14 protein-coding genes are annotated in these 14,813 nt (G+C 42.8%); 7 read left to right on the forward strand and 7 right to left on the reverse strand.

From position 1 onward, the window contains the following. Positions 1 to 211: 211 nt before the first annotated feature. Entirely contained in the window at positions 212 to 694 is a 483-nt protein-coding gene (locus JK188_RS11585) for a DUF4822 domain-containing protein (protein WP_108479070.1), read from the reverse strand. Between the two features lie 563 nt (positions 695 to 1,257). Here JK188_RS11585 and def point away from each other — a divergent pair. After that, positions 1,258 to 1,764 (forward strand): peptide deformylase, encoded by a 507-nt coding sequence (def, locus tag JK188_RS11590; protein ID WP_211885243.1) that lies wholly within the window; start codon positions 1,258 to 1,260, stop codon positions 1,762 to 1,764. A gap of 146 nt (positions 1,765 to 1,910) precedes the next feature. Here the strand turns inward: def and fliT are convergent, their stop codons facing one another. From fliT to fliD, 3 genes are read right to left on the reverse strand one after another with little or no spacing between them, the layout of a single operon-like run. Next, complete coding sequence (gene fliT / locus JK188_RS11595) at positions 1,911 to 2,300, reverse strand: flagellar protein FliT (protein ID WP_036951364.1); 390 nt, start codon at positions 2,298 to 2,300, stop codon at positions 1,911 to 1,913. Beyond that, positions 2,290 to 2,688 (reverse strand): flagellar export chaperone FliS, encoded by a 399-nt coding sequence (gene fliS, locus JK188_RS11600; protein WP_006657543.1) that lies wholly within the window; start codon positions 2,686 to 2,688, stop codon positions 2,290 to 2,292. Before fliS ends, fliT begins: the two co-directional genes overlap by 11 nt. Positions 2,689 to 2,692: 4 nt before the next feature. After that, positions 2,693 to 4,129: a flagellar filament capping protein FliD gene (gene fliD, locus JK188_RS11605; protein ID WP_108479068.1), complete on the reverse strand. Its 1,437-nt coding sequence runs from the start codon at positions 4,127 to 4,129 to the stop codon at positions 2,693 to 2,695. 477 nt (positions 4,130 to 4,606) lie between these two features. On the opposite strand from fliD, the gene JK188_RS11610 reads away from it, so the two are divergent. After that, entirely contained in the window at positions 4,607 to 5,752 is a 1,146-nt protein-coding gene (locus JK188_RS11610; RefSeq protein ID WP_211885244.1) for a FliC/FljB family flagellin, read from the forward strand. A gap of 374 nt (positions 5,753 to 6,126) precedes the next feature. After that, on the forward strand, positions 6,127 to 6,843 hold the full coding sequence (locus tag JK188_RS11615; protein WP_039861494.1) for an RNA polymerase sigma factor FliA: 717 nt from the start codon (positions 6,127 to 6,129) through the stop codon (positions 6,841 to 6,843). Between the two features lie 169 nt (positions 6,844 to 7,012). On the opposite strand, the gene JK188_RS11620 is transcribed toward JK188_RS11615, so the two are convergent. Then, positions 7,013 to 7,453 (reverse strand): GNAT family N-acetyltransferase, encoded by a 441-nt coding sequence (locus tag JK188_RS11620; protein WP_036951356.1) that lies wholly within the window; start codon positions 7,451 to 7,453, stop codon positions 7,013 to 7,015. A 304-nt stretch (positions 7,454 to 7,757) separates the two neighbouring features. On the opposite strand from JK188_RS11620, the gene JK188_RS11625 reads away from it, so the two are divergent. Beyond that, positions 7,758 to 8,120, forward strand: a complete 363-nt coding sequence (locus JK188_RS11625) for a hypothetical protein (RefSeq protein WP_225575016.1) — start codon at positions 7,758 to 7,760, stop codon at positions 8,118 to 8,120. Between the two features lie 74 nt (positions 8,121 to 8,194). On the opposite strand, the gene JK188_RS11630 is transcribed toward JK188_RS11625, so the two are convergent. Further along, the gene (locus JK188_RS11630) at positions 8,195 to 10,237 is read right to left on the reverse strand and encodes a choline transporter (RefSeq protein ID WP_132494687.1); all 2,043 of its coding nucleotides are present in this window, start codon (positions 10,235 to 10,237) and stop codon (positions 8,195 to 8,197) included. 209 nt (positions 10,238 to 10,446) lie between these two features. Between JK188_RS11630 and betI the strand changes: the two genes are divergently transcribed. From betI to betA, 3 genes are read left to right on the forward strand one after another with little or no spacing between them, the layout of a single operon-like run. Then, positions 10,447 to 11,049 (forward strand): transcriptional regulator BetI, encoded by a 603-nt coding sequence (gene betI / locus JK188_RS11635; RefSeq protein WP_211886382.1) that lies wholly within the window; start codon positions 10,447 to 10,449, stop codon positions 11,047 to 11,049. 21 nt (positions 11,050 to 11,070) lie between these two features. Continuing rightward, positions 11,071 to 12,549, forward strand: a complete 1,479-nt coding sequence (gene betB, locus JK188_RS11640) for a betaine-aldehyde dehydrogenase (RefSeq protein ID WP_211885245.1) — start codon at positions 11,071 to 11,073, stop codon at positions 12,547 to 12,549. Positions 12,550 to 12,582: 33 nt separating this feature from the next. Then, positions 12,583 to 14,250 carry a choline dehydrogenase gene (gene betA / locus JK188_RS11645; RefSeq protein WP_211885246.1) on the forward strand — a complete coding sequence of 556 codons (1,668 nt, stop codon included), beginning with the start codon at positions 12,583 to 12,585 and terminating at the stop codon, positions 14,248 to 14,250. A gap of 61 nt (positions 14,251 to 14,311) precedes the next feature. On the opposite strand, the gene JK188_RS11650 is transcribed toward betA, so the two are convergent. Beyond that, on the reverse strand, positions 14,312 to 14,659 hold the full coding sequence (locus JK188_RS11650; RefSeq protein WP_211885248.1) for a carboxymuconolactone decarboxylase family protein: 348 nt from the start codon (positions 14,657 to 14,659) through the stop codon (positions 14,312 to 14,314). Positions 14,660 to 14,813: the final 154 nt, after the last annotated feature.

The raw sequence follows: 14,813 nt of genomic DNA on the forward strand, positions 1-14,813 counted from the left end.
TAATAAGAGATATATTTTGGTGGGTAAAATCTGTTTTTTAATTAAATTAATTCGGGAAAATCGTGTTGGATTAAGATTAGTACAATAGAATTGATGATGGGAATGAAGTGTAATTCTGGGATGCTTTAAAGTAATTTAAAAATTAATTTTTATCAAGCTAATAACTGAGAAATAGGGGAATATTAAATACATTCCCCAATCATGGTATAAGCTATTTCTTCACTTTATGGACGATATCAAAATATTTGGTTTTATCATCCTGTGATGGGTAAATTCGGTAAGTATATTCTTCCGGTGTCACGGTCACGTTTTCAACTACACGAGTAAACAGGACTTCACCTTTGTCATCTTTTGCAGTTAATGAGCGGGTTTTACCATCTTCGCTGAATGACCAATCACCCTGCATTTTTGGCGCACCCTCAAGGGTTAGCATCTTAAAAGTACCATCAGGGTAATACTCTGCAAGTCCAAAAAAGTTCGCCACTTGTTTATCTGTTGCAGGCACCTCTTTTTTATCTTGATCGACAGCTTGAGTGGTTACCCAGACTTTATCAATCATAATCTCTTCATAGGCATTGGCTTTTTTTGCGCTAACAGCTTGTTTTGCAACAGGCGCTGTTGAGTTAGCTTGAGCCGTAAAAGCAGCAGTGGTGGACATCACAATCAGGGCGGCAATAATCGGTTTTAATTTCATAAGAACTCCATTTATTAAGATTAGAAATGTGAGTAACAAAATCGAACAGGTCTTCATCATTAATTAAACAGCGAGCAAAGCAAAGGTAAGAATTATGATTAATTATTAAAAATGTAAGCTTACGTTGGGTTATGTATTCAAAGAAAATAGGCATCAGCAAACAAAACTCGGCTTATCCCATGTAATTTTTCTGTTAAAAACAGTATTAAATAGAAAGTCGAAATAAAATTATAGCTAAGCTATCTAATCAGTGTTAATTCAGATTTATATTTTGGTCGGTTTACCATGAAAAATTTACAAATACTTGTTTATACGGATTGTCTGATCTCAATCAAATACGTTGGATTTTGCCTGTAGAAAGGGGTTATACGGAGAATTTTCTGGTGATTTCAGATGTATTTTGTCTTAGATCATGTTATTTTTCTGTGAAATTTTCATCTCCAAGCCACTTTGCCATTTTTTGCATCTTTTGTAGGCAAAAAAAGGGCGATACTTTAACTTATAGGTTTAAGTAAAAACACATGGGCTTGAGTAAAAGTAATTGAATCAACAGGATTTTAGCTATGGCAGTAAGAGAAATTATTGAAATTCCAGATGAAAGATTGCGTATTCAGTGCAGTCCCGTTACGGATTTCGCAGCAGTACAAACATTGGTCGATGATTTAATTGAAACCATGTACAGCACTGACAACGGTATCGGGTTGGCGGCAACGCAAATCGCCGAAACCAAAGCTATTATGGTGATTGATATTTCGGAAGAACGTAATCAGCCAATGGTATTTATCAACCCACAAATTATTGAGAGCGAAGGGGAGACGAGCTATCAAGAGGGTTGTTTATCTGTACCAGATGTTTACGCTGATGTACCACGCTTTTTGCGTGTGAAGGTGAAGGCGTTTGACCGTGACGGCAAGGAGTTTGTTGTCGACAGTGACGAGTTTTTAGCGATTGTCATGCAACATGAAATTGACCATTTAAACGGTAAAGTGTTTATTGACCACTTATCCACGTTAAAGCGCAATATGTTGTTGAAAAAGCTTAAAAAGCAGCAGAGATTAAAACAGCAGTAAAGGTTAAAATAACAGTAAATCCCGTCTATTTTACGGCTTCCCGAGACCCAACAAGTGTGATTCGGGGAGCTGCTATTGTGTTCTTGGTGCCAATTGAGTTGTCCTATTAAGTTAAGCGTCAGGTTAACTGCCTGACACTTTACCGTTTACTCGAGAGGTTTAATAACCCTTGGAGCATCGGGTTGATCAAATTGGCCGTAGCTATTATTCAACACCTTTTGTTGGTCGAGCTGTTTGATTTCTTTACTTAAAAAATTCAAATGATTTTGTAAGTGTTCTTTTGTCACTCGTTCGTTTTCAATGATCTGGTGTAGTAACTGCACAAAGTCGTCAGTAATAGGTTGTTCCTGCTCATATTCTTGAGTCAGAGCCGTTAAATTCTCAACGGCAAGGACATATTCAGTTTCTCGGGAGATTAATGACTCCCATTCCCCTGATTGTGCGAGCGAAACTAAGTTTTCACTTAATATTAAGACATTACGATATATTTCAAGTAAATAGAGAGGATTTTTATTGTCCACCTGGTTATCTTTCATCCACATTTGCACCGATTTGTTGCCATGCAGAGGCGATATCGGAGAGTAATTGGTAAACTTCTTGGACATAAGTCACGTTGTTTTCTATGTTGGCGCGGAGCAATTGCCGCGTCATGTATTCATACAAACTTGCTAAATTTTCAGCAAGTTCGCCACCAGCTTCGTAATTTAGCGATTGTTTTAATCCCGTGTCAATGATGTCGATTGCTTTTGAGATTTCTTTACCCTTTTCAGCAATGTTTCCCTGCTCCATAAAAATCTCTCCCCGTTTAAGGGCACTTAAGGCCCCTTTAAACAGGATTTGGATCAGTTGATACGGGGTCGCATTGGCGATTTCACTCTCCAAACTGACCTGCTGATAGGCTTGATTAGCTTTACGTTGATACATGCGGTTAACCTAAAAGTCTGCCTAATGAACTGCTTGTGCTGTTCAGTGAACTCATCATCTTATCGAGGTTTTGGAACTGACGACGATAGATATCCATGGTGTTTTCAATTTGTTTATTGGTTTGCTCGATACGTTTATCGATGCTTTTCTTTTTCTTCTGTACGCCATCTGTGGCGTTATGCAGCGTACCTTCTTTACTATCTAAGGTATCCTTTAAGAAATTAAAGTTTTCGGTCGCAAATCCAGTCTTTTCACCGTCACCGGCAAAGAATACTTTTACGCTTGATGGGTTATCTTTTAGGGCACTATCGAGTTTTTTATTGTCGATTTCTAACGTGCCATCCAGTTTTTGCTTAATCCCCATTTTATTCAGCAGGTTCAGTTCGCCGCTATCTTGTGGACTACGCACTTGAGTACGCAAGGTGCTTTGAATTGCACGCAAAGTGGAATCACCAATTAATGGACCATTAGTTTTATCCGGTGCAGTACCTTTTTCAGTAGGGGTATATTTAGTGAGTTCTTTAGCTAAGCTTTGGAATTCATTATAGGCATCCACCCATGCTTTGATTTTCGCTTTAGCAGGCTCAATATCTTCAGAGATAATTAAATGTTCTGATTTGCTATCTTCACTCTCTTTCTTTAAAGACAGAGTTAAACCGGGAAACAGGTCTTTGGCTTCGTTAGTTTGCGATTCAAGGTCAAAACCGTCGATAGTTAATAGTGCGTTTTGTGGTGGAACTTTTTGATCCATACCCGTAGTAGCATCAGTGTTTAATGTCACTTTGCCATTTGTATCAATTTCAGATTTAACGTTTAACATGGCGGCTAAATTACTATCACCTTCCACATTGATGCTAATTCGGTTATCGGTTCCGGCTTTTTTCGAAGTAACCACTAAGTGGTATTGATTGTCTTTATCTTTAATAACGGAAGCTGAAACGCCTTTATCGGTTTTATTAATGGCGTCCGCAATTTCGATTAATGAAGTATGTTCATTATCGAGTTTGATAACAATTTTATCTTTATCTTCTTTTTGTGAAGGCTGGGTAATTGTAATCGTTCGTTCTGTTGCGCCGTTACCTAGTAATTTTTTATTATCATCAACACCTTTTGTTGCAATAGTTTGTGCTTTTGCCAGTTGATTGACTTTAACATCATGTACACCCGCAATAGCCTTACCATCAGTTTTTACATCAAAGGCTTTATATTCACCACTCACTTTAGTGGTGCTGATGTCTTGATATTTTTTGAGATCTTCCGCCGCTTTTTTCAGTTTTTCTAATGAAGATTGCATCTTACCAAATGCACTGATTTGCGCATCATAGCTGGCTTTCTGTTGTGTTAATGGGTCGAGACGGCGTCTTTCCATTGCCTCTAATTGATCCATTTGCACATTTAAGTCTAAGTTAGCCCCGATACCGAGTGTGGATATGCCTGCCATAAATCTCTCCTGAATATAAACCCTGAAAATAAATTCGTATTTAGTCCTTTATCGGCGAATTGGGGAAAAATATTAGACTATTCTGCGAAATAATAATGGAAGGAGTTAAACCGTAAAAAGCAGGTAATTAGGCTTATTGAATAAAAATGATAAGGACATTAACCATAATCGAAGGGTTTAATAAAAAATTTAGTTTGAAAAAAGCTGATTCCAGTGCGCTTTTGTCGTTACTCGTGAAAAATTTTTATAAAAATGGCTAAAGGGGTTTTGGGTACCGCCGATAATGTTATTGCTGACAAAATTTACTTAACAGAATACTCGTCATACTTCGCGCCGTATCGGTGTTGGCTGCACTCAGTCACCCTAGTCACATACTTCAGTATGCTCCTAGGGATACCTTCGCTGGCCGCCTAGATACAGCACGAATTATTTAGAGTATTAACACTGTATTATATTGAATAATAAAGGACATACATTATGGCACAGGTCATTAACACTAACATTCTGTCTCTGACTACTCAGAACAACTTAAACCGTTCACAAGGCGTACTGGGTACTGCGATTGAGCGTTTATCTTCTGGTTCACGTATCAACAGCGCAAAAGATGACGCTGCGGGTCAAGCAATCGCTAACCGTTTCACTGCAAACGTTAAAGGTTTAACTCAAGCTGCACGTAACGCAAACGACGGTATTTCTATCGCACAAACCGCTGAAGGTGCAGTTAACGAAATCAACGATAACTTACAACGCGTTCGTGAACTGACAGTTCAAGCACAAAACGGTACTAACTCTAAGAGCGACATCGAGTCTATCAATAAAGAAGTTCAAGCTCGTATGGAAGAGATCAACCGTATCTCTGAACAAACTCAGTTTAACGGCGTAAAAGTATTAACGAAAGACACTAGCATGAGTGTTCAAGTAGGTACTAACGATAAAGAAACTATCTCTATCGGCCTGAAAAAAGTAGACAGCGAAACTTTAGGTTTAACTGGTTTTGATGCAAGTTCTGGCAAAACAATGGGTAAAGAAATTTCTTTATCTGACCTTGATAAAATGGGTGGGCCAGTAGGTAACCCTGTAGGTGACGGTGCTAGTGATACAGCACTGAAGGCAATGAAATTCAAAGTAGCAGGAACTGATGCTACTTTCTCTGAAGCTAAAGTTTATCAGAAACTTAATGATAAAGGCGAAGCTGACGGTAACAAAGTATATGTAGTTGGTAAAACTTCAGATGGTAAAGAACATACAGTAGAGACTGAATTCGCTGTTACTGATGGCGCTGCTGGCGCTGCATCAACAATTAAGTTTACTGATAATAAAATTGAAATGACTGAAAAAGAGTTATCAGTGTTCAAACCATTAGAAACTTTAGACAAAGCATTAGCGCAAGTTGATAGCTTCCGTTCAGACTTAGGTGCTATCCAAAACCGTCTGCAATCTACTATCAACAACCTGAACAACTCTGTTAACAACCTGAGCGCAGCACGTAGCCGTATCCAAGATGCTGACTTCGCTACAGAAGTTTCTAACATGAGCCGTGGTCAGATTCTGCAACAAGCAGGTACTGCTGTGTTAGCGCAAGCTAACCAAGTTCCACAGGGTGTGTTAAGCCTGTTACGTTAATTCGTGAATCGAGCTTTCTATTAAAGACCAGCTTTGCTGGTCTTTTTTTTGCCCGTTATACTTCGCGCCGCAGCGTTGTTGGCTGCACTAAATTACCCTAGTCACATACTTCAGTATGCTCCTAGGGATAATCCAGCTTGCCGCCTAGCTGCAACACGAATTATTTAGGGCGCGCTTTGGCATTGTTGGGGTCAAAGGTAAGGTCAAGGGCAAAAGAAAAAGTAAAAAATAGACTCAAAAAATATTGGGCTTCATCAAATTTATTTAGGATAAAAAGAATAACGGCTGATTTAGTGCCTTACTCTGCGGATTGAAATTACGCGTAACACAGATAATGGCTACCTTTAGTTAAAACTTGAAGGGTGATTCAGGTTGTGAGTGATTTATATACTGCCGAAGGTGTCATTAATAAAAATAGCCTATGGGAGCGTTATTACCCTCTAATACGCCATGAAGCCCTGAAACTGCAAGTCCGACTTCCTGCCAGCGTTGATATCGATGACCTAATCCAAGCGGGTGGCATCGGGCTACTCCACGCATTAGAACGTTTCGATGCCTCATTAGGTGCCTCTTTTGCCACATACGCTGTGCAGCGGATCCGCGGATCCATGCTCGATGAACTGCGTAGCCGTGACTGGGTTCCCCGTAGCGTGCGTCGCCAAGCGCGAGAAATGACCAAAGCCATTGGTGAACTTGAGCAAAGCCTTGGGCGCAGTGCGACGGAGCCAGAAATTGCCAAAGCGCTGGATATCGATTTGGCGGAATATCGCCAAGTGCTGCTGGATACCAACAATAGCCAACTGTTCTCCTACGATGAATGGCACGAAGTGCATGGGGAAAGCTGCGAACCTTCAATGGATGAAGATGATGGCGGCAACCCACTGAGCTTACTGATGGAATCCAGCCTGAAAGACCAAATCGTGGCGGCAATAGAACAATTGCCAGAGCGCGAAAAAATGGTACTGACGCTGTATTACCAAGAAGAGCTGAATTTGAAGGAGATTGGCGCGGTGTTGGAGGTGGGGGAGTCACGGGTGAGTCAATTACACAGCCAAGCCATTAAGCGTCTTCGTTCTAAGTTGAGATCGTAGCTCGTCATACTTCACGCTGTGACTGTGTTGGCTTCATAAGCTAACCCTAGTCACATACTTGTGTATGCTCCCAGGGCTTAGCGTATTCGCCGCCTTATCACAACGCGAATTATTTAGAGCTATGTTTGGGTAAGGGCAAAGTCAAAGGCAAGGGAAAAACCAGAATATTTTAAGATTTCATTTTGTCTAGAAAGCTTTTGGCGGAGATATGCCAGGTGTTTGGGCAGGGATTGAAGCCGAGTTTGGGGTAGGTGTTTTGGGAGTCGGGGGTAGAGCGAAAAATTAAATGACACTCGGGGGGAAGCTCCTCGGCGGTTAGGCGCAGCAAATGCTTACCGACACCTTGGTGAAGATACTGTGTATCTACTGCAATTTCAGAGATATAGCAGCAAAAACTAAAATCCGTGATCGCGCGAGCGAAACCCACCACTTGCTCATCCACCCAAGCACTAATCAACAAATCCGCATTATTTAACATCGAATCCAGCAACGCGACATCGTCAGTGGGCACAAACGTATCCAGTGGGGATTGCTTTAGTAAATTCAAAAAATCATCCACCGAAATCGAATGGTTCACTTTATACGTGATGTGGCTATTCACTGGCTCCATGTCATTCCCTCTTAAATAAAAACGCTAATATAGTTTTAGCTCGAAATCATGAAAATTGCCTGTTTTTCTTTGTATTTTTGCGTAATGACATCGAGCTATTTGATAGGAAATAGTGGAATCAATAAATAAAAGTGCAGAAATAGTCACTATAGATATTAACAAATAGTCAATCAATTGATTTTATAATTAATTTACAATAAGTAATTGATAGATAATAAATTATAAAAATCAAAAATAGATTTTATACACCAATGGGTTGTAAGTGAATATAATGCCAAATTATGCATTCACAGTAGGTATCCATATGTTCAAAAAGGTTATTGTTGTCTTTTTTCTTGTTTTCTGTGCTCCTTTTGGCTTTGCCACCGACTTGTCATTTAAAGAAAAATCACCCGTTGATCGCCTATATCATGAAAACTACCAAGGAATGGACTCACTGCGGGAAGAGCAGAAGTTCAAATTTGACCCTAAATTAAAAATTGCTCAGCAAGATCGTAGCTACCAATCGCTACTCGAACAGCGGGATGAAGATGAAAAGTCCTTGCTCAATCACATCCGCCCTTGTGATATCAACCCAACGGCAGCAGGCTGTCCGGGGCATTTATCGTGGATGAACAACCCGCGCGAGCTTCAATCCATGCTAGAGCAAAAATATCAGAATGAATAATTAGTATTTCCCGTGTTGCAAACAAAAGGCGCTTATTGAGCGCCTTTTGCATTGTTTAAATAATCAGCTCGCCATTAATTTCCTTCTGGAAAGGTCAATGTTGCTCCCGGTGCTTCACGGCTTAAATGAATAAAATTCAAATGCTTTTCATACTGGTCGAGGATATCGCTGATCACCTGCTCTTTGGTGTAGTCCATTAAATCGTTGGCTTGGGTGCCTTCCCACAAGTAAGTCTCAAGGCGGTAATAGTGGGATTTACCGGAGCGAGCGCGGTAGGTAAAGCTTGGCACCGTATAGCGACGTGGCCAGATTTGGTAGATAAAACTTTGCTCTTCTTCTAAATCGACCACTAACTCTAAATGGTTAAGTCGCTCTTCTTCGGCAAGAGGATAGATCGCAAATTCCACCTTCGCGCCACGCAATTCCAATTCTTTAGCTACATCTTGCATCGCAGGAATACAGACTAAATCTAACATCCGTTGGGTATAGGTGGTGCCTGGGAAATTCATCACGCGTCCCAGACGTTGTTTCCACTTAATGGGCTCATTACCATACAGCGGCGCAGGGGCATTGGTATTAATGGCACTGACGCGGCGATAATCTTCAAACCGTAATGACTTATACAGCCCCGCCATAATAAAGAAGATTACAAAACTAAACGGCAGCCCCATAATCACGGTGGTGTTTTGCAGTGCGGGTACCCCATCGGTCATTAACATTCCAAGAGTGAGTAAACCAATGGCAACTGACCAGAAAACCCGTAGCCAATTAGGTGAATCACTGTTTATATCGCTCAGTTTGGAGGTGAAATTCCCCAGCACTAGTGAGCCAGAATCTGCGGACGTCACGTAAAATAGTAAGCCTGTAATGGTGGCAACGGAGGCGGTTAATCCAAACCCGGGATATAACTCAAGTAGGGAATAAAACCCTTTTTCGGGAGCCTCTAATACCGTTTCGGCTAACGCTTTATTGCCATGAATAATTTCATACAGAGCGCTATTACCAAAGATAGATAGCCAAAGTAGCGTGAAGACAAACGGGATGATCAGCGTGCCAATCACAAATTGGCGAATGGTGCGACCACGGGAAATTCGCGCCAAAAATAACCCAACAAAAGGCGACCATGCTACCCACCATGCCCAGAAAAACAGCGTCCAGCTATTCATCCAGTCAGTCGGTCTATCAAACGCAAAACTGTTCAGGGTCATACCCATAAAACGGTTCACATAATCCCCGACGTTGAGTACCAGCGCGTTGAGCAAAAATTCCGTATCCCCCACAAATAAGATAAACAGGATCAGCCCCAATGCTAGCAGCACGTTGAGTTCCGAGAGAATACGGATCCCTTTATTGACTCCCGATGTAGCGGAAATTACCGCCATGATCACCGAAAGGAAAATCAGTCCACCTTGCACCGTTAGCCCTTGGGGAAGGTCAAACAGCACTTTTAGCCCGTAATTGAGCTGCACCACCCCAATACCGAGGGTGGTGGCGATACCGAAAATCGTCCCGAGCACGGCGGCAATATCGACGGTATGACCAATCGGTCCGTTAATCCGATTACCAAAAATCGGATATAGGGCAGAACGGATGGTTAACGGCAAATTATAGCGATAACTAAAGTAACCGAGCGCAATACCCATCAAGGCGTACATTGACCAGCCCGTGAGTCCATAGTGAAACAGTGTCCACACCATCGACTGACGAGCCGCTTCAAGGGTTTCGCCTTCACCTGTTGGCGGTAACATATATTGAGTGACCGGTTCAGCCACCGAGAAAAACATCAAATCAATGCCGATCCCCGCGGCAAACAGCATCGCCGACCAGCTGAGCAAACTAAATTCCGGTTTGGATTGTTCCGGTCCCAGTTTGATGTTTCCAAAGCGCGAGGTGGCGATAAAAATCACAAAAACGATATACAAGGTGGCGGCAAGTAAGTAATACCAGCCGAAGGTTTTTGACACCCAACCCAGTGTTGCAACAATCCATTGATTTGCGGTGTCAGTCATCAGGATGGTGAAAAAAGAAAACGCCAGTATTAAGGCGGCGGAGGTAAAAAAAACAACGTGATTAAGTTGGTCTTTCTGCCCATTTTTTGGACTTTTTGAATTTGTCATTGGCAGTTCCACAGTTTTATCTGGATGAAAATTTAAAATTAGATTATTTACTAATGCATTGAATTATTAGTAAATATTTAAAATTTCACGGGTATCTCCTCGAGTTATTTGTGAATGAATTGTTGTAAACAATAGTTAATATTGATTGAACATTCAATTAAAAAATCGTTTAATGAATGGGTTCAATGGTCTTATTAGGTCTTCATGCCATGCCGAAAATAGGCGTTCAATCGATACGTAAACAGCAGTTAATTCAGGCCACTTTAGCTGTCATCAACGAAGTGGGAATGCAAGAAGCCAGCTTTGTGCTGATCGCCCGTAAAGCGGGAGTCTCTACTGGGATTATTAGCCACTATTTCCGTGATAAGAGTGGTTTATTGGAGGCCACCATGCGTCATATCCAGTATCAACTCGGGTTTGGTATTGCGATGCGACTCAGATTATTGAGTGGTGAAAATCCTAAAGCGAGAATTCAGGCAATTGTGGAAGGGAACTTTGATTCCACCCAAATCAGTGAAGCTGCAATGAAAACGTGGTTGGCATTTTGGGCGAGCAGTATGCATCAGCCAAATCTGAACCGCTTACAGCGGGTGAATGACCGTCGCTTATATTCAAACCTGAGCTATGAGTTTGGACGAGCTCTAAGTCAACCTGCCGCACGCCGTGCTGCTAAAGGTTTGGCTGCCTTGATTGATGGATTATGGCTACGTAGTGCGCTGAGTAATGAGTCTTTTCCTGTGACGGAAGCGCTCAGCATCACTAACGAATATATCGATATGCAATTGGCACGAGCAGGAGACCATTCGACCTAACTATTTTTCAAAGGAGACGTTATGCAACATCCACCGATTCATAAGCTTTACATTCATGGCGGATATGTCGACAGTTCACAACCTGAATGCGGGCAGTTTGAAGCAATCAACCCAGCCAATGGCGACGTGATTGCACATTTGCAATCAGCTAGCATCGACGATATTCACTGGGCGGTGGAAAGTGCAAAACAGGGGCAAAAAATTTGGGCGGCAATGACTGCGATGGAGCGCTCACGTATCTTGCGCCGTGCCGTGGATATTTTACGTGAACGTAATGATGAACTTGCCTATTTAGAAACCCTCGATACGGGGAAGCCACTTTCTGAAACGCGTTTTGTGGATATTGTGACGGGCGCGGATGTTCTTGAATACTATGCAGGATTAATTCCGGCTCTAGAAGGGCAGCAAATTCCGCTACGTGAAACCTCGTTTGTCTATACTCGCCGTGAACCATTGGGGGTTGTTGCGGGGATTGGCGCATGGAACTATCCCATTCAAATTGCGTTATGGAAATCCGCACCGGCACTGGCAGCAGGTAACGCCATGGTATTTAAGCCCAGTGAAGTTACCTCATTAACCGCATTAAAGCTGGCGGAAATCTACACTGAAGCGGGCTTACCTGCGGGGGTGTTTAACGTGGTCACGGGAATGGGCGGTGAAGTGGGGCAATGGCTAACAGAGCATCCTGATATTGCCAAAATCTCATTTACCGGCGGTGTCCCTACAGGGAAAAAAGTGATGTCCAATGCTTCTAGCTCAAGCCTTAAAGAGGTCACTATGGAGCTTGGAGGAAAGTCACCGCTGATTATCTTTGATGATGCTGATTTAGACAAAGCCGCTGATATTGCCATGATGGCGAATTTTTACAGCTCTGGGCAGGTGTGCACCAACGGGACGCGGGTATTTATCCCAGAAAACCTGAAAGCCGACTTTGAAGCCAAAATCGCGGAGCGCGTTGCGCGCATTCGTATTGGCTCACCAACCGATGAAAATACCAATTTTGGGCCTTTGGTCAGCTTCAAGCATCTAGACAATGTGCTGCGCTATATCGAGATTGGCAAGGCGCAAGGGGCGAGCGTGTTATGTGGCGGTGAGCGTCTTATGACGGGATCGCTGGCAAACGGCGCATATGTGGCTCCGACGGTGTTTACTGATTGCACAGATGAAATGCAAATAACCCAAGAAGAGATTTTTGGCCCTGTGATGAGCATTCTAAGCTACCGTACAGAAGATGAGGTGATTGAGCGAGCAAATCATTCTATTTATGGTTTAGCCGCTGGGATTGTCACGCAAGATCTCGCTCGTGCTCATCGCGTTATTCACCAATTGGAAGCGGGAATTTGCTGGATCAACACTTGGGGAGAATCCCCTGCGCAAATGCCAGTGGGAGGTTATAAACACTCTGGTGTCGGGCGTGAAAATGGTCTGGTGACGCTACAAAATTACACTCAAATCAAATCCATTCAAGTTGAACTCGGAGAGTTTTCATCCATTTTTTAATCACTTAATTTGACTGAAACAGAGGAGATAACAATGGTCTATGACTACATTATTATCGGTGCTGGTTCAGCCGGTAACGTTCTTGCTACCCGCCTGACAGAAGATACTGATGTTACTGTGCTGCTCCTTGAAGCAGGAGGACCGGATCACCGGTTCGATTTTCGCACACAAATGCCAGCGGCATTAGCATACCCACTTCAGGGGCGCCGTTATAACTGGGCGTATGAAACAGAGCCTGAGCCTCATATGAACAACCGCCGTATGGAATGTGGGCGCGGTAAAGGGCTTGGCGGCTCTTCATTGATTAACGGCATGTGTTATATCCGCGGAAATGCCATGGATTTTGATGGCTGGGCGCAAGCTCCGGGGCTAGAAGATTGGGCTTATGCCAACTGTTTGCCGTATTTTCGTAAAGCTGAAACCCGCGATATTGGTGGAAATGATTACCACGGCGACCAAGGTCCCGTGAGTGTGACGACGCCAAAACCCAAAAATAATGTGCTATTCCACGCGATGGTTGAAGCCGGTGTTCAAGCGGGTTATCCGAAAACGGATGATTTAAACGGTTATCAGCAAGAGGGGTTCGGTCCGATGGATCGTACAGTGACGCCAAAAGGTCGTCGTGCGAGCACCGCCAGAGGGTATCTAGATCAAGCTCGTACCCGTAAAAACTTGACGATAGTCACTCATGCCACCACGGACACTATTGAGTTTGAAGGGAAAAAAGCAGTTTCTGTGAAGTATCATTTAGGTAAACATCAGCAAGTGCATGTGGCGAAAGCTCGCAAAGAAATTTTGCTATGCGCCGGGGCTATTGCCTCCCCTCAAATTTTGCAGCGTTCCGGTGTTGGCCCTAAAGCGGTATTGGCGCAGTTTGAGATCCCTCCCGTTCATTATCTGGAAGGGGTTGGGGAAAACTTGCAAGACCATCTGGAAATGTACCTACAGTATGAATGTAAGCAACCTGTTTCTCTGTATCCCGCATTGAAATGGTTTAATCAACCGATGATTGGAGCGCAGTGGCTATTTAAAGGCACTGGCATTGGGGCGAGTAATCAGTTTGAGGCGGGCGGGTTTATTCGCAGCAGTGAAAAGTTTGCATGGCCAAATATTCAATTTCACTTTCTGCCAGTGGCGATTAACTACAACGGTAGCAATGCGGTGAATCAACACGGTTTTCAGGCGCATGTGGGTTCTATGCGTTCACCTAGCCGAGGTCGAGTGCAGATAAAATCTCGTGACCCGCATCAACACCCTAGCATCCTGTTTAATTACATGTCTTGTGAGCAGGATTGGGAAGAGTTTCGTGCCGCAATTCGTATTACGCGGGAAATTATGGCTCAACCCGCGTTAGACCCGTATCGAGGTGAGGAGATTAGCCCCGGTAAGCACATTGTCACTGATGAACAACTTGATCAGTTTGTGCGAGAAAGTGCGGAAACGGCGTTTCATCCTTGTGGAACGTGCAAAATGGGCTCGGATGCTATGGCGGTTGTCGATGGTGAAGGGCGTGTTCATGGGGTTGATAACCTGCGAGTGATTGATGCATCCATTATGCCGCTGATTATTACAGGTAATTTAAATGCCACTACTATTATGATTGCGGAAAAAATAGCGGACAAAATTCGCGGTCGAGAGCCATTAGCACCCAGCCAGGTTCCTTATTTTAAAGCGGGTAGTCAGGCGGTTAGAACGGGCTAAAACGTGGTTTATGGGTGACGTATTTTATGGGTGAAGGAACGTCCTCACCCTTTGTAGATGCCTATTCGCAATGGCCGGTAAATTCTTTATACGCATTCCATGTCTGCGTTGCATACATAACTGAAGGGCCTCCCCCCATAAAAATGGCAACAGCTAAAGTTTCAGCAAGTTCTTGCTGGGTGACTCCTAAATCGACCAAAGTTTTTGTATGAAAGGCAACGCAGCCATCGCAGCGATTGGCAACCGCAATACCAATCGCAATCAGCTCTTTGGTTTTTTTATCTAGATCTCCCTCTGTCGAGGCCGCTGCAATTAAGTTAGAAAAATGCATCATGACTTCAGGAATAAATTCAGCCAGCTCCGGCATGGTTTGCAGTAGGTTTTGATTGATTTCAGTAAACTTTGACATTGTTTCCTCGTCTTACATTATTTAATTTAATAATATATATTTTAATATAATGTAAGAATAACATTAAGCAAGGCAAATATTCGAAATAAGATATAAAATAGATTTATACTTTTTATTTAATAAAGGATAGTTTATTGAATTGAAAGGTTCATAT

The sequence above is a fragment of the Providencia sp. JGM181 genome (genome assembly GCF_018257375.1).
Classification (GTDB): domain Bacteria; phylum Pseudomonadota; class Gammaproteobacteria; order Enterobacterales; family Enterobacteriaceae; genus Providencia; species Providencia lanzhouensis.

Bases quoted from the DNA above. Each gene is read 5' to 3' on its own strand.
- fliD (WP_108479068.1), bottom strand. From the start codon at position 4,129: ATGGCAGGCATATCCACACTCGGTATCGGGGCTAACTTAGACTTAAAT.
- def (WP_211885243.1), top strand. From the start codon at position 1,258: ATGGCAGTAAGAGAAATTATTGAAATTCCAGATGAAAGATTGCGTATT.
- betA (WP_211885246.1), top strand. From the start codon at position 12,583: ATGGTCTATGACTACATTATTATCGGTGCTGGTTCAGCCGGTAACGTT.
- betB (WP_211885245.1), top strand. From the start codon at position 11,071: ATGCAACATCCACCGATTCATAAGCTTTACATTCATGGCGGATATGTC.
- betI (WP_211886382.1), top strand. From the start codon at position 10,447: ATGCCGAAAATAGGCGTTCAATCGATACGTAAACAGCAGTTAATTCAG.
- JK188_RS11630 (WP_132494687.1), bottom strand. From the start codon at position 10,237: ATGACAAATTCAAAAAGTCCAAAAAATGGGCAGAAAGACCAACTTAAT.
- JK188_RS11620 (WP_036951356.1), bottom strand. From the start codon at position 7,453: ATGGAGCCAGTGAATAGCCACATCACGTATAAAGTGAACCATTCGATT.
- JK188_RS11585 (WP_108479070.1), bottom strand. From the start codon at position 694: ATGAAATTAAAACCGATTATTGCCGCCCTGATTGTGATGTCCACCACT.
- fliT (WP_036951364.1), bottom strand. From the start codon at position 2,300: ATGAAAGATAACCAGGTGGACAATAAAAATCCTCTCTATTTACTTGAA.
- JK188_RS11625 (WP_225575016.1), top strand. From the start codon at position 7,758: ATGTTCAAAAAGGTTATTGTTGTCTTTTTTCTTGTTTTCTGTGCTCCT.
- JK188_RS11610 (WP_211885244.1), top strand. From the start codon at position 4,607: ATGGCACAGGTCATTAACACTAACATTCTGTCTCTGACTACTCAGAAC.
- JK188_RS11650 (WP_211885248.1), bottom strand. From the start codon at position 14,659: ATGTCAAAGTTTACTGAAATCAATCAAAACCTACTGCAAACCATGCCG.
- fliS (WP_006657543.1), bottom strand. From the start codon at position 2,688: ATGTATCAACGTAAAGCTAATCAAGCCTATCAGCAGGTCAGTTTGGAG.